Origin of the sequence: Kitasatospora sp. NBC_00374 (assembly GCF_041434935.1) — a bacterium.
Lineage (GTDB): Bacteria > Actinomycetota > Actinomycetes > Streptomycetales > Streptomycetaceae > Kitasatospora.
Genome location: NZ_CP107964.1, coordinates 138672 through 156155 on the forward strand (window position 1 = coordinate 138672; position 17484 = coordinate 156155).

The following is a 17484-nucleotide window of genomic DNA, read 5'->3' on the forward strand; positions in this document are numbered from 1 at the left end:
CACAGTGCGCGGAAATGCCGGTTACGCTGCATCCATGTTCCCCAGGCATCGCGCGAGGCGACGGTGATCGCGCCCGGCCCCGCAGGCACATCCGGCATCGAGCTGCGGCACCTGCGGGCGTTCGCAGCGGTGGCCCGGCGCCGCTCGTTCACCCAGGCCGCCGAGGAACTGCTGATCACGCAGCCGGCCCTGAGCCGCACCGTCGCCCAGCTGGAAGCGGCCCTCGGGGTGCGACTGCTCGACCGCTCGTCTCGCGGCGTCGCGCTCACCGACACCGGCGCCGAGTTCCTCGTCCATGTGGAGCGGACCTTGGCCGCGTTCGACGCGGCCCTGGCCGCGGCCCGTCACGAGTTGACCCTCAGGCTCGGTTTCAGCTGGCTGCTGCCCGATCCCTGGGCCCAGCGCGCCATCGCCCGCTTCGAGCGCGACAGCGGGGCACGGGTCGAGCTGGTGCGCTGCGACGATCCGCTGGACGCCCTCGACCGCCAGGGTGTCGACGTGGCCTTGGTGCGCGGCGGCAGACCGGTCGGGGCCGCCGTGCGCACGGTGCACCTGTACGACGAGCAGCGCGTCGCCGTCCGCGCCCGCGAGGAAGCCCCGGGCGGCGGGCCGCAGGCCTCCCACAGCCATCCCCCCAAGGCCGTGGCCGACGCTGTGCGCTGGCAGGACGCCCCCGAGTGGACTCTGGTCGTCAACACCGCCAGCGGCACCACCGGCCCCTGGTGCTGGCCGAACGGGGACGGCCCGCGTCGGTACGTGGAGACCGCGAACTTCGACGAGTGGCTCGAATCGGTGGCCGCGGGACGCGGTCTCGGCATCGTCCCCGACGTCGCCGAACGCCGCATCCGCCACCCCGCGCTGCGCTTTCGGCCGCTGACGGGCGCACCGCCCAGCCCGGTCCGCCTCGCCTACCGCCCAGAGGCAGGAACCGGCTCCGCGCTGCTGCGCCGCTTCCTCGACGCGGCACTCGAAGCAGCCGCGACCTCCAGCCATGCAGGTGAGGCATAGCCGCAGCCGGAACGGCATTTCCGCTGGCGCCTGCTATCTCCCTACGGTCGACGCGAGGGAGGGGCGGCCCAGGGCCCGCCCCCTCCCCTCCCCTCCCCTTCCTGCCCCGGCCAAGGAGCTGCAGCAGCATGGCGTCGCCCTCCCCCCTTCTTCCCCGTCACGACGGCTCGGCCCTGGTGGTCGGCGGGCCCACGACCGTTCTCGACCTCGGCGGGCTGCGCATCGTCTCCGACCCGACCTTCGACGCCCCGGGCCCGCACGGCTACCTGACCAAGACCGAGGGCCCGGCCCTTGCCGAGGACCGGCTCGCCGACGTCGACCTGGTCCTGGTCAGCCACGACAACCACGCGGACAACTTCGACGACCGCGGCCGTACCTTCGCACTGGCCGCCCCGCTGCTGCTCACCACCACGGGCGGCGCCGGCAGGCTCGGCGGCGGCGCGAAGGGCCTGGCCGCCTGGGACACCCACACCCTCGCCCGCCCGGACGGCGGCGAGCTGACCGTCACCGCCGTTCCGGCCGTCCACGGCCCCGAAGACGGCGAGCGCGACCCGGACGGCGAGGTCAACTGCCAGGTCGTCGGCTTCGTCCTCGCCGGAGCCGGACTGCCCACCGTCTACATCAGCGGCGACAACGCCTCCATCCGCACCGTCACCGAGATCGCCCGCCGCACCCCACGCATCGACGCGACCGTCCTCCACGCCGGCGCCGCCCGCGTCCCGGGCAAGTTCCGCGAACGCCCGGTCAGCCTCGACAGCGTCCGCGCCGCCGCGGCCGCCGCGATCCTCGGAGCCCCCGTCAACATCCCCGCCCACTACACCGGCTGGGCCCACTTCACCGAAGGCCGCGACGCCATCGAGCACACCTTCGACGACGCCGGCCTCACCTCCGTCCTGCGCATCGCCGACCACGGCACCTGGCTCCCCCTCAAGCCCTGACCGGCCCTCACCCGCAGGAGCTGCTCGCCATGCCCCTCGTACGCATCGACATGATCCGCGGCCGCACCCCCGAGAGCATCCGGGCCATCGCCGACGCCGTCCAGCGGTCCCTCGTCGACGTCCTGAAGATCCCCGAGCGGGACCGTTTCCAGCTCGTCACCCAGCACGACCCCGACGAGATCATCGCCCTGGACGCCGGACTGGGCTTCCAGCGCACCGCCGGCACCGTCATCGTCCACATCTTCACCCAGCGCGGCCGCAGTACCGAGGACAAGCGGCTCGTCTACCGCACGCTCGCCAAACAGCTCGCCGAAGCCGGTGTCAACGGCGAGGACCTGTTCGTCGGCTATTTCGAGAACGGCCCCGAGGACTGGTCGTTCGCCGACGGCCGCGCCCAGTACGTCGAAGGTGACCTCCCGGCCCCCGGACACTGAACCCGCACACCATGCGCGGCCGGCGGTGCACCGCCGCCGGTCCCCCCGGCCGAGCCGGCCGACCGAGGTGCCGCACCCGCCGCGTGCCTGTGGGTCAGGCAGGCTCGGGGATCGGCTCCAGGAGCTGGGGCCCGTTGTTGCGGACGTTGTCGACCGCGGTGCCGACAGGGGTGGCGGTGAGTTCGCCGACGGCCGGGGTGTGGTCGTCGGGGTCGGTGCGGGCGGGTCGAGCCAGGCGTCGACGTCCGCCGGCGAAGCACAAGCCCCTGCATCGCCCTCAGCCGACCCGCGCGACCTTCGGTCAGTGCCTGGGTGAAGCAACAGCGCCCCGACGCCCCCAGGTTGTCAGCCCGGTCGGCGACGGTCTACGTGGCTGGCTGGCGCCGGGTCGGGCCCGTCGTCGACGTGACCGAGCTGGGTACGGGCCCCGACCCGATCCTCCACCGCAAGCCCGCCCAGTACGCATCCACCCACACCACGTACGCGGCCTGCCGCTCGGCCTCCTCCAGCCGGGCTGACTCCGGCGCTGCGGCCGGCTGTGGTCGCCTCCGGACCGTTCCACGCCGGCAGACCGGCAGGTAGGCGGCACGCTACGCGCGGACGGCGGCGAGCGCCCGCTGCGCGGTCATCAGTGCGGCTTCGAACGTCTTCTGCTTGGCCACCCGTCGATCGTACGCGCGGACGGCCACGCAACCCGGCCGCTACCTCGGCCTTCGGCTAGCCAGCCGGCTAGTGTTCGGCCTCGACGCGGGAGACGTGGTACTGGCGGATTCGCCAGCCGGTGTCGTGGAGGCGGAGCACCAGCGACAGATTCACACGGGCCTCCCAGTCGTGCGCGTCGCTGAACGTGACGGCCGCGAAGCCTCCGGCGACCTGCTCGCCGATCGTGTACGTGTGCAGGACTGTCACTTCGGCCCTTCGGCCGGCCGGTACGGCTTCGTAGTAGTCCCGCACCGCGCCCCGGCCTGTGAGGACGGCGGGTCCGAAGCCCTGGAAGAGGGCGTCCGGGGTGAACAGATCGGCCATGGCGTCGGGCTGGTGGTCGTCGAAAGCGGACTTCCAGCGCCGAAGGACGTCATGCATCGGATGGCTCATTGCTTCAGCTCTCGTCTGCGAGTGGGTGTGCGGGCAGCGGACCCCTGCGCTTGGTCGCGGAGTGGCCAACAACCACGATCACTAGTCGACCGGTCTATTATCAATGTAGATGAGCGGTCGTATACTTGCAACCATGGGACGGACCAGTGATGCCAGGGAGAAGATCATCAGCGCCACGCAGTTGCTCATCGAGCAGCGTGGCTACTCGGCGCTGGGCGTGGCCGAGATCTGCAAGACGGCCGGGGTGCCCAAGGGGAGCTTCTACTACTTCTTCGAGTCCAAGGAGGCTCTGGCGCTGACCGTGCTCGACGAGCACTGGGCCGGCCAGTATGGCGAGTGGACCCGTGTCCTGCGCGGCGACGCCGATCCTCTGCAGCGGCTGCGGCAGCTCTTCGAGGAGACCGAGGCGAGCCAGCGCGCGGGGCAGCAGAGCTGCGGCACCGTCTCCGGCTGCCTGTTCGGGAACCTCGCACTGGAGTTGAGCAATCAGACCGAAGCGATCCGCCGGCGCCTGCAGGAGATCTTCGACGCCCAGGTCGACATGGTGGAGTCGGTCGTCGCCGAGGCGCGTGGGCGCGGCGAGGTCGATGTCGCCGACACCCGTGAGGCGGCACGGTCGGTCGTCGCGCAGCTTGAGGGTCAGGTGCTGTTCGCCAAGCTCTACAACAACACGTCCCGGCTGAGCGTTCTGTGGGCGAATTGCCTGGCTCTGCTGGGCGCCCGGATGCCGCAGGTGGCAGCGGTCGAGGTGTGAGCACTGGTCCGCTTCCGGCGGGTCGGAGCGTCGGGCGCCGGAGTCCCGTTCCCAGGTTCGGGACCGCCGGCGCCTTGGGGTGCGTCGTGCGTCGCGCGCCGAGGGGAGTTCAGACGTGTGAGGCCAGTCTCCGCAGGATCTGGGCGGCGGGCTCGGCGGTGGCCTGGCGGTACCCGGTCCCGGCCCACAGATTGATCCGTTCGGGGTCCCCGGCCGCGGTGGCGGCCTGGCGCATCGGCCTGGTCAGATGGTGCAGGGCGGGATAGCCGCAGGGGGCGAGGTCGCTGTAGTGGTCGGTGAACCGGTTGGCCAGTGCCCGCGCGGGCCGGCCCGTGAACGCCCTGGTCACAACGGTCCGGCGGCGCTTCGGGTCGGCCAGGGCCGCCTGGTGGGGAAGCGAGGTGCCGGCTTCGTCCGCCCGCAGCAGGACCGTGCCGACCATGACCGCCTCGGCCCCGGCGTGCAGCGCCTCGGCCACGCCGGCCGGGGTGGCCAGCCCGCCCGCGGCGACGAGCGGCAGCGACACCGCCGCCCGGATCCGCCCCAGCAGCTCGGTCAGCGGGACGGAGGCCGGAACATGCTCGGGAGTGAGCGTGCTGGAGTGCCCTCCGGCGGCCGACGCCTGTACCGCCAGGACATCGGCGCCCGCGTCCGCGGCCAGGCGGGCCTCCGCCGCTGAGGTGACCGTCTGGACGACCACGGTTCCGGCGGCGCGCAGTGCGGCGATGACGGCTGCGTCCGGGACGGCGAAGGTGAAGCTGACGACCGGGACCGGCACGGACAGCAACAAGTCGATCTTGTCCGACCAGTGGTCGTCGTCCTCGACGATTCCCGCCGTCCGGACGTCGAGTTCGTAGGCCCGGACTTCGGGGGCGATCGCGGCGGCATAGCGTCGGAAGGCCTCCGGATCGACCGGCAGGGGGTTGGGGGCGAAGAGGTTGACGCCGAAGGCGATGTCGTGACGTCGGACCTCGGCGATCTGCTCGGCCAGTGCGTCGGCGGTCTTGTATCCGCCCGCGAGGAATCCCAGCCCGTTCGCCCGGGCCGCCGCGACGACCAGTGCGGGGGTGCTGGGGCCGCCGGCCATCGGCGCGGCCAGAACCGGGTTGTCCACGGCGAGAGCGTTGAGTGGCGAAGTCATGGAGTGCCTTCTTCTCCTTGCGAGATGGGGACGGACTTGGTCCGGGAGCGATCAGTGCCCGGCGCTCTGGCCGCCGTCGACGTGGAGGATCTCGCCCGTGACGAACGGGGCGTTCTCGAGGTAGACGACCGCGTCGACGATGTCGCTCACCTCGCCCATGCGGCCGAGCGGATGCAGCGCCGCGAGAGCCGCACGGTTCTCCTCGGGGTGCATGGGTGTCCTGATGACGCCCAGCGCCACGGCGTTGCTGCGGATGCCGCGGCCGGCGTACTCGATGGCCAGCGCCCTGGTCGCGGACTGCAGCCCCCCTTTGGTCAGAGAGGCGAGTACGGAGGTCACGCTGGAGCTGGCCTGGTCGGCGAGTGTGCTCGTGATCTGCACGACGTGACCGCCGCCCTGCTCGAGCATGCGCTCCACCGCGAGCTGGGTGATGCGGAAGAAGCCGGCCAGGTTCACGCCGAGCACCGCGGCGTAGTCGTCCTCGGTGTAGTCGGTGAAGGGCTTCGCGACGAAGATCCCCGCATTGTTGACCAGCGTGTCGATACGGCCGAACCGCTCGACGCCGGCGGCGATGACGCGCTCCGCGGTCGTGCGGTCGGCGATGTCGCCCTGGATCGTGACGACGCCGGGGTCGTCCGACGCGGCGATGTGGCGCGAGGTGGCGACGACGCCGTAGCCCAGCTTGCGGTAGGCGGTGACGATCCCGGCTCCGATGCCCTGGGACGCGCCCGTCACGACCGCGACCTTCTGTACCTGCGTGCTCATGGTGACCTGACCTTCTTCAAGGGGACGAGGAGGGCCCGACTGGTAGCCAGGCGGCCGTCCATGTCAAAGTAGACGACCGGTCGGGTAATTTCAAAGGCCTGTGTGCACCGTCAGCGCGCAGGGCCTGCGCCCGCAGCCGTGCGTCGTCGCGAGGGGACGAGAGCCCCGCAGAGAGAAGGAGAAACCGCCATGAAGGAGTTCCTGGTCGAGCTCACCACCACCGTTCCCGAGGGCACCGACCCTGCCGAGGTGGACCGTCGCCGCGCCGACGAATCCGCCAGGGCCAGGGAGCTGGCAGCGGCCGGCCACCTCGTCAGGCTGTGGCGCCCGGTGGGTGAACTGCGCAGCATCGGCCTGTGGCGGGCCGCCGACGAGGGCGAGCTGTACGGGGAGGTGCTCGGTACGCTGCCGCTCTGGCCGTGGATGACCTCGGTGGTGACGCCCCTGGAGTCCCACCCCAACGACCCGGGCAGGGCCGCCGCCACCACCTGAGCCCCACGAACGGGGCTCGTCGCCGCCTGACGGGCCCCGTCGCTCCCACCGGAAGCGCAGCGTCCGCTTGACGCTAGACGACCGGTCGTCTATTTTGGAATAGCCGACCAGTCGTCTATTCCCAGTCCGATTCAGAATCCCCAGAAACGAACGGAGCCATCGCCGTGGCCACCCCCGTCAAGCTTTCGATCGTCTACTACTCCTCGACCGGCACCATCACCGAGATCGCCAAGGAACTGCGCGACGCCGGTGAGAAGGCGGGCGCCGAGGTCCGCCTGGTGAAGGCCGCCGAGCTGGCCCCGCAGGCGGCCATCGAGGCCAACCCGGCCTGGGCGGCCAACCACGCCGCCACCCTGGAAATCCCCGAGGCGACAGCTGAAGACATCGACTGGGCCGACGCCGTACTGTTCGGATCCGCCACCCGTTTCGGCAACCTCTCCTCGCAGCTCAAGCAGTTCATCGACACCCTCGGCGGACTGTGGGCGGAGGGGAAGCTGGCCGACAAGGTCTACAGCGGCTTCACCTCGTCCGCGACCCCCCACGCCGGCCAGGAGACGACGCTCCAGGCGCTCTACACCAGCGTCCACCACTTCGGCGGCATCGTGGTCGCCCCCGGCTTCACGGACCCGGTCAAGTTCGCCGACGGCAACCCCTACGGCACCTCGCACGTGGACGGCCAGGGCACGAAGCCGGTGGACGAGACCACCCGCGCCGCCGCCCGTCACCAGGCCCAGCGCGTGGTGCGGATCGCCGCGCAGCTCAAGGCAGCCTGACCACCCACCGGCCTAAGTCAGGGCAGCCCGGCGCCGCCACACCGGCGGCGCCGGCGCCCCCGCCGAGGAGACCCCCATGTACGCCGCCACCGCCACCGACCGAACAGCCGCCGAACCCGCGTCGTATGCCACGCCCGGCGTCCTTCCGGCGACCTGCACCGGCGAGGTGGCCTGTGCCTGGAACCTGCCGCACCACCCCGAGTCCGCCGGCACGGCGCGCCGCATCGCCCGCACCGTCCTCGACGCGTTGGGCGCCGACATCGACACGGCCGACGTGGTCCTGATCGTCGTGTCCGAACTCGTCACCAACGCCGTCGAACACGCCCTGCCCCCCGTCACCCTCCACCTCGAGCAACGCACGGAGTCCGGCGCCCTGCATGTCGAGGTCGACGACGGCGGCCCCGCCCCCGAAGACCGCGCCCGAGCCGCCGGCCGCGATCCGGAAGAGCACGGCCGCGGCGCCCCCATCATCGCCCTGCTGGCGATCGCGCACGGCGAACGCGCCCTTCCCCGCGGCGCGGCCCACTGGGCAGACCTCCCCATCGCCGCCTGAACACCGCCAGCAGTGGGCCGGGCCCGGTGTCCCGGAGGCGATGCTCGCCACGCCGGTCACGTCGTTGCCGGCGGACCCGTCGGGGTGGGCGTTCGAGGTGAAGTGGGACGGGGTGCGGATCGCGGTGGGTCTGGACGGGCGGGGCGGGTGGCGGCTGGTGACCCGCAACCGCCGGGAGGTCGCCAGGCAGTATCCGGAGTTGGAGGTCCTCACCCGGCTGCTGAAGGGCCGTCGGCTGGTCCTCGGCGGGGAGATCATCGCACTCGATCCCGCCACCGGCCGCCCGTCCTTTCACCGCCTCCAGCAGTGGCTGTCGCTGCGCCGGCCGCAGGCGACCCGCGCCGCGATGCACACCGTTCCCGTCACCCTGGTGCTGTTCGACGTGCTCGCCGACGGCGACCAGGACCTCACCGGGCCGGGCTGTCCTGTCTGCAGCGCCGCCGCCGTCTTGAGCAGCTGCCGAGCGGTGTCCTGTTCGTCCGGCCCGACCTCGACTGCGAGATCGAATATCTCGGCCGCACCCCGGCAGGCCACCTCCGCCACCGTCTGGCGTGGCCTGCGCGGAGCCCAGTCCTGCTGACCCCTGGCTAGCCCCCGCGCCGGCTACCGCCGCTGGTCCGCCAGCACCTCGGACGACGCTTCCCACTGGTGCAGCACCGGCGGGAGGGACGACGGTGCGCCCGCCCCGTCCTGCTGCAGCGAGACCGTACGCGTGGGCGCGGGGATCGAGATGCCCTCCGTCCGGTACCGCTGGTGCAGGCGCTTGATGAACTCGTGCTTGATCCGGTACTGGTCGCTGAACTCGCCGACGCCCAGGATCACCGTGAAGTTGATCCTGGAGTCCGCGAAGGTGTGGAAACGGACGGCGGCCTCGTGGTCGGGCACACCACCGCTGATGTCGGCCATCACGCTGTCGACGACGTCGAGGGTGACCCTCTCCACGTGCTCCAGGTCGCTGTCGTAGCCGACCCCGACCTGGACCAGGATCGACAGCTTCTGCTCGGGCTGGGAGTAGTTCGTCATGTTCGTCCGCGCCAGGCGGCCGTTGGGGATGATCACCAGGTTGTTCGACAGGTTGCGCACCACGCTGTTGCGCCAGTTGATGTCGACGACGTACCCCTCCTCCCCGCTGGTGAGCCGGATGTAGTCACCCGGCTGGACCGTCTTCGAGGCGAGGATGTGCACACCCGCGAAGAGGTTGGCGAGGGTGTCCTGCAACGCCAGCGCGACCGCGAGACCGCCCACCCCGAGGGCGGTGACCAGCGGGGCGATGGACACCCCGAGGGTCTCCAGGGCCACGAGAACGCCCATCGACAGCACCACGATGCGGGTGATGTTGACGAAGATGGTCGCGGACGCCGCGACGCCCGTCCGGGACGCGGCCACCGACTGCACCAGCCCGGCCACCACCCGGGCCGCGCTGAGCGTCGCGATGACGATGAGCACGGCCGTCAGCGACTGGTCGACCAGCCCCCCGATCCGCGCGGTGAGCGGCAGGGCCGAAGCGGCCACCGCGGCCCCGGCGATCACGGCCGCCCAGGGGACGATGGTGCGCAGCGCGTCGACGATGATGTCGTCCCCGCTCCACTTGGTCCTGGTCGCGTGCTTGCCCAGCCACTTCATCAGAGCCCGCAGCACCAGGCCCGCCACACAGCCGGAGGCCAGCGCGATGCCGGCCACCACCCAGTCGTGCAGGACCAGGTCCCGGGTCACCGTCCCGCCCCCGCAGTGTGGAGGGCGAGGGAACGGGCCGCCGCCGGCCGCCGTACGTGCTGTGTCGTCACCTTGTCGCCTGTCAGGTCGTGTTGTGCGCTGCCGCGTTGGAGCGGACGTACGCATTCCGAACGGACTGCCATCCTGCCCCATGGCCCGGCTGCCGCCACAGCCGGACCCCGGCGTTCCGGCCGCTCGGCCGCTCGGCGGGGCTACTCCGTCCGTGCGGCAGCGGGGTCGCCTGTTTCGGGCGGTCGACGCGCCCCAGCCTTCGGCGGGAGGGCCCCCTCTGCACCGCCGAGGCACGCTCCCGCCTCCCCCGCCATGGGCAGAGGGGCCCGTCAATTCCGCCCACTGATCAGACGTGGTCCAGGAACAGGCCCTAACCGCAGGACGACGCGGAAGTCGACCGGAACCGTCACCAGCCCCAACGTCAGCCACCCTGTCCGGACCGGCGTGGTCATCGCGGTGCCCGACACCCGCTGCTGCGCCGGTCAGGTCCCCGAGAGGCGGCCAGGCCGGTGGTCGGGCCGCCCTGCCCCGGCGGCGGCCGGGGCAGGGCGAGGCCAAGGTTCCGAGGCGGGTGCCCCCCGGGGCCCGTCGCAGCCGGTCTCGGGCACTGCCGCTGGTGGGCTGTGACGATCAGGCGAGGTGGTCGGCGACGGTGGCGGCGAACTCCGCCGGCGAGACGATGCGGATTCCGAGCTCCTCGGCCTTGGTGCGCTTGGAGCCGGCCTTCTCGCCCGCCACGAGCAGGGTGGTCTTCTTCGACACGGAGGAGGATGCCTTGCCGCCGGCGCGCTCGATCAGTTCGTTGACCTCGTTGCGGGACAGGCCGTCCAGCGGGCTGCCGGCCATGCTGCCGGTGACGACCACGCTCTGTCCGGTGAGCGGCCCCTGGGGACCGTCCTCCTGCGGGCCGGCGTTCGAGGGAGCGGTGGGCTCGGTGACGGCGGTGCCGACGTTCTGGGCGATGAGCTTGTCCAGGACCGGGGCCAGGTCGGCCAGCTCCGCGACGATCACCTTGGCCTTCTCCACGCCGATGCCGTCGACCTCGGCGAGGGCTTCGGCGTCGGCGGCGCGGATGGCGGCCATGGAGCCGAAGTGGGCGGCGATCCGGCGGGACATCGTGCGGCCGGTGCCGCGGACACCGAGCGCGCAGAACACCCGGTTCAGCGGGGCGTTGCGCGCGGTTTCGATGGCGGCGAGGAGGTTGTCGGTGCTGGTGTCGCCCATCCGCTCCAGCGCGAGGAGCTGGTCGCGGGTGAGGGCGAACAGGTCGGCGACGTCCTCGACCAGGCCGGCGTCGACCAGCTGCACGGCTCGGGTGCCGCCGAGGCCCTCGATGTCGAGCTGGTCGCGGCCGACCGCGTAGCGGATGGACGCGACCGCCTGGCAGCCGCGGCCGCGCGAGCAGCGCCAGCGCTGCTCGGAGGTGTCGATGGGGTCCCCGCAGCGCGGGCAGGCCTCGGGGAAGGCGATCGGCTGCTCCGCGCCGGTGCGCTGGTCGACGAGCGGCGCTTCCACCCGTGGGATCACGTCGCCGGCGCGGTAGACGAAGACCTGGTCGCCGAGGAGGAGCCCGCGGCGGGTGATGTCGGCCGGGTTGTGGAGCGTGGCGTAGGTGATCGTGACGCCGTCGATGACCACGGGCTCCAGGACGGCCCGGGGCGCGATGATGCCGGTCCGCCCGACGTTCCACTCGACGCCCAGCAGCCGGGTGACCTTGTGCTCGGCTGCCAGCTTCCGCGCGACCGCCCACCGCGGCGCCCGGGAACCGGACCCGGCCTGCTGCTGGTCGGTGGCGGTGTCCGCCTTGATCACGACGCCGTCGATGCCGAACGGCAGCGCTGACCTCAGTGCGGCGACCTCCTCGACGCGCTGCTGGACCTCCTCCACGGTCGCGCAGCGTTGCGGGTGGGCCTCCGTGGTGGCGGCGGTGTTGGCGCCGAGCTCGGCGAGGCGGCCGAGCAGGGCGGTGTGGCCGAGGTCGTCGAGGCCGATGGCACCGTAGGCGAAGAACGTGAGTTCGACCCGGTAGGGGCGGTCCTTGGCCCGGAGCGTCCCGGCCGCGCCGCTGCGCGGGTGGGCGAAGGGCGTGGCGCCGTGTGCGGTGCGGACCTCGTTGGCGTGGTCGAACTGGTCCTGGGTGAGCAGGACCTCGCCGCGCAGCTCCAGGTCGAGGGGCTCGGTCAGCCGCGCGGGCAGGCCGAGGACGGCGTCGGCGGAGTGGGTGATGTCCTCGCCCGCGAGACCGTCGCCACGGGTGAGGACCTGGACCAGGGAGCCGGCGCGGTAGCGGGCGGCGACGGCCAGGCCGTCGAGCTTGGGCTCCACGCACCAGCCGTCGACCGGACGGCCGAGGCGGCGCTCCAAGCCGGCGGCCCAGGCGGCGAGTTCGTCGGCGGAGAAGACGTTGTCCAGGCTGAGCATCGGCACGCTGTGCGGGACGTCGCCGGTGGCGGCGCCGCCGGCGACCTTGCCGGTGGGCGAGTCCGGGAGCACCTCGTCCGGGTGCGCGGCCTCGTACGCCTCGATGCCGCGCACCAGGGCGTCGTACTCGTCGTCGCCCAGCGGCGTGGATCCGTCGGCGTAGTAGGCCGCGGCCGCCTGGACGGCGGTGGCGACGGCGTCGGCGTAGGCGCTGGGGGTGGCCAGTGGGGCAGCGTCGGTCATGGGTCCATCATCCCGACCAGCACTGACACACGGATCCGCGTGCCCAGGTGGCGCCCGCCGCGGCGGCCTCAAGTCCCGCTCCGGTCGCTCCGCTGCCGGATCCGCGCCCTGCTCACCCGTCACATCAGTCACAGAGGCGATGTCGCAGGCCTGAGCCTGCGTTTGTCGCGGTTGTGGTCAAGGTGGTCCGGGTCACGGGTCTGTCCCGGCGGTGGTCGACGGCGACGGCGGTGCGCGGCGGTGGTGTGGTCCGGCGTCCGGGCAGGTCGGCGGCGGGGTGCGGCACGGTACGGAGGGCGGCGGCGCGGGTGGTTCCGGCCGTACATGTCACAGCACTGTTCTGGGGGCGGCCCGGGCGGAACGGTTCGTCCGGGCGGGCGGTCCTGGTCTTCGGAAACCCGCTCGCACCAAGCACCAGGCACCCGCCGCACCACCCGGAGGAATACACCATGCGCGTCAGCAAGCTCGCGTTCGCCGTCCTGGCCGTCGCCGCCGCCCTCTCGCTCACCGCCTGCCAGGACGACGAGACGGGCACCGCACAGGCCCAGACCGCGTCCACCGGCGCCTCCCCCAGCGGCGGTCCGGCCTCCGGCGGTCCGGCTTCGGGCGGTCCGGCCTCGGGCGGTCCAGGGAAGGGCAGCACGCCGCCCACCGCCGCACCGGCCGGCTCCACCGGGGCCGGGAAGACCGCCAAGTGCCGGACCGCGGACCTGACCATCACCGCCGCGGACCGCACCATCACCGGCGACGCCGACAACACCGTCGTGGTCGAGTTGAAGAACCACAGCGGCAAGGACTGCACGCTCTCCGGGTACGCGGGCGTCGACCTGAAGACCTCCGCGGGCACGCTGTCCGCGAAGCGCTCCGGCGAGCCGGTCGTCGCGGGCGTCGTGAGGAGCGGCAAGTCGACGTACTTCGGCATCAGTTACCCGGCCAACACCTCGGGCGGCTCCGGCGTCCGGATCACCGGCCTGGTGGTGACCCCGCCTGATGAGACCCAGTCGGTCACCCTGCCCTGGCCGGGCGCCGGCTCACTGCCCGTCACGGACGGCAGCGGATCCCCGGTGAGGATCGGCCCGATGGGAAGCGCCGGCCAGGGCGAGTGACCGCGGGCGCCCCGCCCGGCCCGGCCCGTCGGTGGCGGCCAGCCCCGCATCCCCGCTCCGTGAGTCCGCTGCTTGGCCCTTGGCCGCGCTCCACCCCCGACCTCCGAGTATGGCTCTGTTCACGAGTACCAGCAGCAGTTGTTCACCGGTTCGAGCAGCGTCTGCGGTCGGCTGCGATTCGAACAGTGCAGGAGACTGGGCAGCGCCGAGGCAGCCGATTTCGGCTGAGGACCCTGTGTGTCGAGGCACTTCACGCCGGCCGGCCAGCCGGACACCGGTCGTCGAGTGCCAGCCCGCTGACTGACCCCGTGCGCCCCTGCCGGCTTGCGCGGCAGGGGGACTTTGCTGCGCCGTTCTCTTGCTCACGGCTCCCGGGCCCGGGCTTCACCGCGTTCGTGCCGCGCGAGGGGCTGCGGCCCCTGCGCGACCCGGACGCGGCGAGCCGAACGACGACGGCGCGGGCCGTCCGATACGGGACGTGGCGGCGGGGGGCTACTTGGATTCGACTCGTCCTACCGGGTCGGGGCCGGTCGTCAGTGCCTCGCAAGCGGTCTGCCACGTGGGGGCGCCGGGGTGGAGCTGGGTGTGGAGGTAGGCCGCGGTGAGCCGGGCGAGGGCGGCGACTCGCTCGGGATTCTCGTCGGTTGTCTCGGCGGCGTCGTATCCGGCGATCCCGCCGAGTCCGTGCTCCGCGTCGAACAGGGTGAGCAGGGTCTTGGGGCCGGGGGCGAGGGTGTAGGGGTCGGCGTGCCAGTCCGGCCCCATGTCCGTGAAGTGGAGGGGGTCGTCCTTGTCGCCGGCGACGACCAGCGCGGGTGCGGTCATGGTGGAGAAGTCGACGGCCCCGATGATCGGCCACTGCTCGGCCATGGGTCCGTTGAGGGCGTCGCCGCCCCTGCCGGGCGCGGCGAGCAGCACGCCCGCCTTGATCCGGGGCTCGACGAGGTGCACCACGTTCCCGGTGTCGGGGTCGGTGAGCCCGGCGCCCAGCAGGAGGGCGGCGGTGAAGCCGCCGAGCGAGTGTCCGACGAGGGCGACCTTGGTGTGGTCGATCCGTCCGGCGAGCTGCGGCACGGTGTGCTCGATGACGTCGAGCCGGTCGAGAATGTGCGTCATGTCCTCGGCGCGGGAGCGCCAGAAGTCGGGTGCGCCGGGGGCGTCGGCGACCAGGTGGCTCAGTGTCCTTGAGGTGAGGTGAGTGGGCTGGACGACGACGAATCCGTGTGCCGCCCAGAAGTCGGCGAGCGGTGCATAGCCGTTGAGCGAGGAGAGGTTGTTCGAGGGGCCGTGGCCGTGGGAGAGAAGGATGACGGGGAGGCTGGTCCCGGTCGCGGGTGCGGAGACGCGCACCTGGAGGTCCACGGGACGTCCGGGCACGGGCAGGACCACGGGGCTGAATGACAGGACCGGGACGGGCGAGCCCAAGGCGTCGGCGCTGGTGGTGGTGGATGTGCTCACGATGGTGGTTCCCTTTCGTGGTGCCTGCCGCTCCCGGTCTCCCTGCGACCGGGAGCGGAGAAGACAGTCAGGGCATCCCGTTTCGGATATCCTGAAACGGAACGTTGCTCCACTTAATATCCGGAGCGATGCTCCGTTTTGTCAAGCGGTGTCGAAGGAGAACGTGATGACCGAAAGCCCTGCAGGGGAGGTGCCGTCCCGAAGCAAGCGGGCCGACGCCCAGCGCAACCGGCAGACGGTGCTCACCGCCGCCGCCGAGGTCTTCGTCGCCTCCGGCGTCGACGCGCCCATCCGCCAGATCGCAGCCCAGGCAGGCGTCGGGATGGCCACGATCTACCGCCACTTCCCGACCCGGGCGGATCTCGTCACCGCCGTCTACCGCCACCAGATCGAGGCATGCGCCGAGGCCGGCCCGAACCTGCTGGCCAGCACCGGCTCACCGCTCGACGCGCTACGCCAGTGGATCGACCTCTTCGTCGACTTCCTGGTCACCAAGCACGGACTCGCCGACGCCCTGCAGTCCGACAGCGACCGCTTCGCCGCGCTGCACGCCTACTTCCTCGACCGCCTCTTGCCCGTCTGCGCCCAACTGCTCGACGCCGCGGTCGAGGCCGGTGACATCAGGGCCGGCACGCAGCCCTACGAGCTGATGCGCGGCATCGGCAACCTCTGCATCGGACGCGACAACGATCCCCGCTACGACCCCCGACGCCTGATCGCCCTCCTCCTCCAGGGACTTCAGCAACCGCAGACGTCCTGATGCCGACGAGCGGACGTCGCGACCTGCTCCCTGCACTCTCCGAGATGCCGTCCGTCACGGTCCCGGCCAATGCGCTGTCCCGTAGGTCGACGGCTGCGGCCTCGCGGCATACCGGCGCCGGTTGTTGACCATGTTCGATGTGGGGGCGTTCGTGTTCCAGTTGCGGTGCGAGGCGGTCCGTTGGGTGGACGACGAGCCGTGGCCCGGAGTGGTGGAGGTCCGGTTCGCGGACGCGGCGGGACGGCGCTGGTCGCTGTTCGACAAGGCCCCGGTCTTCGCGGCCCCGGGCGGGCTCGGCCCGCACTCCGCCTACCCGGTGGAGGTCACCGTCGCCTGCGTGGTCGTCGAAGGCCCCGTCCTGCCGCAGGACGACGAGGTCGTCACCGTGTCCACCTCGCCTCACGGCGTCGCGACGCCGGACGGACGCGAGGAGTTCACCGTGAGACGGGACCGGCTCATCCGCTGAGCGCGAGGTCCTGGAGCCGCGCGACGCCGAGCATCTGATAGTGCGGATCGCCCGCCCGGGACACCGCCCGGTCCGGCCGCCGGCCCGTTCCCGTCCAGTTCCCACCCGGCGGGATATTCCCGACGGGGGTACCCCGTTCGGCCCCATACTGGCCCCTGCCCGCGTCAGTTGAGGAGAAGGAAACCCATGCTCTCGAAGCGTCTTGTCGCCACCGCCGTCGCCTGTTCGGCCCTGATCGTGGGAGCGAGCGGGTGCGGCCAGGACAAGGCCCCGGCCGCCGCCACCGCGTCCGCGGCGGCCTCCTCCACGAGTGCGGGCGCGGCCGGGCACCTGGACACCGGCAAGCTGACCGCCGCCGAGATCGAGAAGCAGGCCCGCGACGCGATGGCCTCACTGTCCTCGGTCAAGGTCGCCGGAAACCTGGTGACGGACGGCCAGAAGATGACCCTCGACCTGGCGACCGACACCAAGGGCAACTGCCAGGGCAAGGTCGGCATCGCCGACATGGGCGAGATCGAGATCATCCACACCGCCGGCGTGAGCTACATGAAGCCCGACGCCGCCTTCTGGAAGGCCATCGGCGGCCGCGGAACCAACCCCCAGGCCGGCGCGATGGCCGCCGAACTCTTCAAGGGCCGCTACCTGACCGGCGCCAAGGACGACCCCAAGCTCGCCGGGCTCGCCGCCATGTGCGACCTGGTCAAGGCGATGACCGACGACGAGGAGACCGACCCCGACGCGGTGAAGGGCGCCGCCGCCACCGTCAACGGCGTCAAGACCTTCACCGTGGTCACCACCGACGACGACGGCGCGAAGACCACCGCCTACGTCGCCACCGACGGCAAGCCCTACCTGGTCAAGGTCACCCACGACGGCAAGGAGCCCGGCGAGATGGTCTTCAGCGACTTCGACAAGCCCATCACCGTCCAGGCCCCGCCGGCCGACAACGTCATCGACTACTCGCAGTTCAAGGCCAAGCTCACAGCCTGACGAACCACCACCCGCCGCCGCGGGCGCCCCGGGCGCCCGCGAGACGAGGTACGCAAGGGAGCAGGCCCGCCGTCCTGCCCGGACCGCGGGGCGGCGCTGGTCAGGTGGCCGCGTCGGTGTCCGGCGGCACGCCCGGGCCCGCTCGTGATCCAAGCCGCCACGGGGCCTGCACTTCGCACCTCCTCCTTCGAGGTGTCTTCAGGTGTCGAAAGGGATCCAGGCCCGGCGTCCGGGCAGCGGACCGTGACGATCGTGGCGGCCCCGGGCTTGATCCACCCGACGGACAGCGGAGACCAGCGGCCTCGGCCAACGGGCGGTGCCCACCGGTGAGGTGTGCGTCTCGTGCGGGCGGGCACCAGCGG

At 72.0% G+C, this 17484-nt stretch carries 19 protein-coding genes; 12 read left to right on the forward strand and 7 right to left on the reverse strand.

What is annotated here, in order from left to right; genetic code table 11:
- Positions 1-63: 63 nt before the first annotated feature.
- The 3 genes from OG871_RS00590 (at position 64) to OG871_RS00600 (ending at position 2380) form a co-directional block, all read left to right on the forward strand.
- On the forward strand, positions 64-1008 hold the full coding sequence (locus tag OG871_RS00590) for a LysR family transcriptional regulator (RefSeq protein WP_371493514.1): 945 nt from the start codon (positions 64-66) through the stop codon (positions 1006-1008).
- Positions 1009-1136: 128 nt separating this feature from the next.
- Complete coding sequence (locus OG871_RS00595; RefSeq protein WP_371493515.1) at positions 1137-1946, forward strand: MBL fold metallo-hydrolase; 810 nt, start codon at positions 1137-1139, stop codon at positions 1944-1946.
- A gap of 29 nt (positions 1947-1975) precedes the next feature.
- On the forward strand, positions 1976-2380 hold the full coding sequence (locus OG871_RS00600; RefSeq protein WP_371493516.1) for a tautomerase family protein: 405 nt from the start codon (positions 1976-1978) through the stop codon (positions 2378-2380).
- Between the two features lie 94 nt (positions 2381-2474).
- Here the strand turns inward: OG871_RS00600 and OG871_RS00605 are convergent, their stop codons facing one another.
- Both OG871_RS00605 and OG871_RS00610 read right to left on the reverse strand, forming a co-directional pair.
- A complete protein-coding gene (locus tag OG871_RS00605; RefSeq protein ID WP_371493518.1) occupies positions 2475-2642 on the reverse strand; it encodes a hypothetical protein in 168 nt (55 codons plus the stop codon).
- A 467-nt stretch (positions 2643-3109) separates the two neighbouring features.
- Positions 3110-3463 carry an SgcJ/EcaC family oxidoreductase gene (locus OG871_RS00610; protein WP_371493519.1) on the reverse strand — a complete coding sequence of 118 codons (354 nt, stop codon included), beginning with the start codon at positions 3461-3463 and terminating at the stop codon, positions 3110-3112.
- 145 nt (positions 3464-3608) lie between these two features.
- On the opposite strand from OG871_RS00610, the gene OG871_RS00615 reads away from it, so the two are divergent.
- A complete protein-coding gene (locus OG871_RS00615; RefSeq protein WP_371493520.1) occupies positions 3609-4229 on the forward strand; it encodes a TetR/AcrR family transcriptional regulator in 621 nt (206 codons plus the stop codon).
- 109 nt (positions 4230-4338) lie between these two features.
- Here the strand turns inward: OG871_RS00615 and OG871_RS00620 are convergent, their stop codons facing one another.
- Both OG871_RS00620 and OG871_RS00625 read right to left on the reverse strand, forming a co-directional pair.
- Entirely contained in the window at positions 4339-5370 is a 1032-nt protein-coding gene (locus tag OG871_RS00620; RefSeq protein ID WP_371493521.1) for a nitronate monooxygenase, read from the reverse strand.
- A gap of 51 nt (positions 5371-5421) precedes the next feature.
- On the reverse strand, positions 5422-6135 hold the full coding sequence (locus tag OG871_RS00625; protein ID WP_371493522.1) for an SDR family NAD(P)-dependent oxidoreductase: 714 nt from the start codon (positions 6133-6135) through the stop codon (positions 5422-5424).
- A 189-nt stretch (positions 6136-6324) separates the two neighbouring features.
- Between OG871_RS00625 and OG871_RS00630 the strand changes: the two genes are divergently transcribed.
- From OG871_RS00630 to OG871_RS00645, 4 genes are all read left to right on the forward strand, one after another.
- Positions 6325-6627 (forward strand): muconolactone Delta-isomerase family protein, encoded by a 303-nt coding sequence (locus OG871_RS00630; protein WP_371493523.1) that lies wholly within the window; start codon positions 6325-6327, stop codon positions 6625-6627.
- A gap of 164 nt (positions 6628-6791) precedes the next feature.
- Positions 6792-7400: an NAD(P)H:quinone oxidoreductase gene (gene wrbA, locus OG871_RS00635; protein ID WP_371493525.1), complete on the forward strand. Its 609-nt coding sequence runs from the start codon at positions 6792-6794 to the stop codon at positions 7398-7400.
- A gap of 76 nt (positions 7401-7476) precedes the next feature.
- The gene (locus tag OG871_RS00640) at positions 7477-7953 is read left to right on the forward strand and encodes an ATP-binding protein (RefSeq protein ID WP_371493526.1); all 477 of its coding nucleotides are present in this window, start codon (positions 7477-7479) and stop codon (positions 7951-7953) included.
- A 40-nt stretch (positions 7954-7993) separates the two neighbouring features.
- Positions 7994-8533 carry a hypothetical protein gene (locus tag OG871_RS00645; RefSeq protein ID WP_371493527.1) on the forward strand — a complete coding sequence of 180 codons (540 nt, stop codon included), beginning with the start codon at positions 7994-7996 and terminating at the stop codon, positions 8531-8533.
- Positions 8534-8556: 23 nt separating this feature from the next.
- On the opposite strand, the gene OG871_RS00650 is transcribed toward OG871_RS00645, so the two are convergent.
- The gene (locus tag OG871_RS00650; protein WP_371493528.1) at positions 8557-9666 is read right to left on the reverse strand and encodes a mechanosensitive ion channel family protein; all 1110 of its coding nucleotides are present in this window, start codon (positions 9664-9666) and stop codon (positions 8557-8559) included.
- A gap of 642 nt (positions 9667-10308) precedes the next feature.
- Entirely contained in the window at positions 10309-12342 is a 2034-nt protein-coding gene (ligA, locus tag OG871_RS00655) for an NAD-dependent DNA ligase LigA (protein ID WP_371493530.1), read from the reverse strand.
- Between the two features lie 449 nt (positions 12343-12791).
- On the opposite strand from ligA, the gene OG871_RS00660 reads away from it, so the two are divergent.
- On the forward strand, positions 12792-13448 hold the full coding sequence (locus tag OG871_RS00660; RefSeq protein ID WP_371493531.1) for a DUF4232 domain-containing protein: 657 nt from the start codon (positions 12792-12794) through the stop codon (positions 13446-13448).
- Positions 13449-13940: 492 nt separating this feature from the next.
- Here OG871_RS00660 and OG871_RS00665 read toward each other — a convergent pair whose 3' ends face one another.
- Positions 13941-14906: an alpha/beta hydrolase family protein gene (locus OG871_RS00665; protein WP_371493533.1), complete on the reverse strand. Its 966-nt coding sequence runs from the start codon at positions 14904-14906 to the stop codon at positions 13941-13943.
- A gap of 166 nt (positions 14907-15072) precedes the next feature.
- On the opposite strand from OG871_RS00665, the gene OG871_RS00670 reads away from it, so the two are divergent.
- From OG871_RS00670 to OG871_RS00680, 3 genes are all read left to right on the forward strand, one after another.
- A complete protein-coding gene (locus OG871_RS00670) occupies positions 15073-15666 on the forward strand; it encodes a TetR/AcrR family transcriptional regulator (protein ID WP_371493534.1) in 594 nt (197 codons plus the stop codon).
- 139 nt (positions 15667-15805) lie between these two features.
- The gene (locus OG871_RS00675; protein WP_371493535.1) at positions 15806-16132 is read left to right on the forward strand and encodes a hypothetical protein; all 327 of its coding nucleotides are present in this window, start codon (positions 15806-15808) and stop codon (positions 16130-16132) included.
- A 186-nt stretch (positions 16133-16318) separates the two neighbouring features.
- Complete coding sequence (locus tag OG871_RS00680; RefSeq protein WP_371493537.1) at positions 16319-17122, forward strand: hypothetical protein; 804 nt, start codon at positions 16319-16321, stop codon at positions 17120-17122.
- Positions 17123-17484 lie beyond the last annotated feature (362 nt).

Coding starts and splice junctions, on each gene's coding strand:
- OG871_RS00620 (WP_371493521.1), bottom strand. CDS start 5,370: ATGACTTCGCCACTCAACGCTCTCGCCGTGGACAACCCGGTTCTGGCC.
- OG871_RS00680 (WP_371493537.1), top strand. CDS start 16,319: ATGCTCTCGAAGCGTCTTGTCGCCACCGCCGTCGCCTGTTCGGCCCTG.
- OG871_RS00640 (WP_371493526.1), top strand. CDS start 7,477: ATGTACGCCGCCACCGCCACCGACCGAACAGCCGCCGAACCCGCGTCG.
- OG871_RS00600 (WP_371493516.1), top strand. CDS start 1,976: ATGCCCCTCGTACGCATCGACATGATCCGCGGCCGCACCCCCGAGAGC.
- OG871_RS00595 (WP_371493515.1), top strand. CDS start 1,137: ATGGCGTCGCCCTCCCCCCTTCTTCCCCGTCACGACGGCTCGGCCCTG.
- OG871_RS00630 (WP_371493523.1), top strand. CDS start 6,325: ATGAAGGAGTTCCTGGTCGAGCTCACCACCACCGTTCCCGAGGGCACC.
- ligA (WP_371493530.1), bottom strand. CDS start 12,342: ATGACCGACGCTGCCCCACTGGCCACCCCCAGCGCCTACGCCGACGCC.
- OG871_RS00610 (WP_371493519.1), bottom strand. CDS start 3,463: ATGCATGACGTCCTTCGGCGCTGGAAGTCCGCTTTCGACGACCACCAG.
- OG871_RS00645 (WP_371493527.1), top strand. CDS start 7,994: ATGCTCGCCACGCCGGTCACGTCGTTGCCGGCGGACCCGTCGGGGTGG.
- OG871_RS00615 (WP_371493520.1), top strand. CDS start 3,609: ATGGGACGGACCAGTGATGCCAGGGAGAAGATCATCAGCGCCACGCAG.
- OG871_RS00660 (WP_371493531.1), top strand. CDS start 12,792: ATGCGCGTCAGCAAGCTCGCGTTCGCCGTCCTGGCCGTCGCCGCCGCC.
- OG871_RS00625 (WP_371493522.1), bottom strand. CDS start 6,135: ATGAGCACGCAGGTACAGAAGGTCGCGGTCGTGACGGGCGCGTCCCAG.
- OG871_RS00670 (WP_371493534.1), top strand. CDS start 15,073: ATGACCGAAAGCCCTGCAGGGGAGGTGCCGTCCCGAAGCAAGCGGGCC.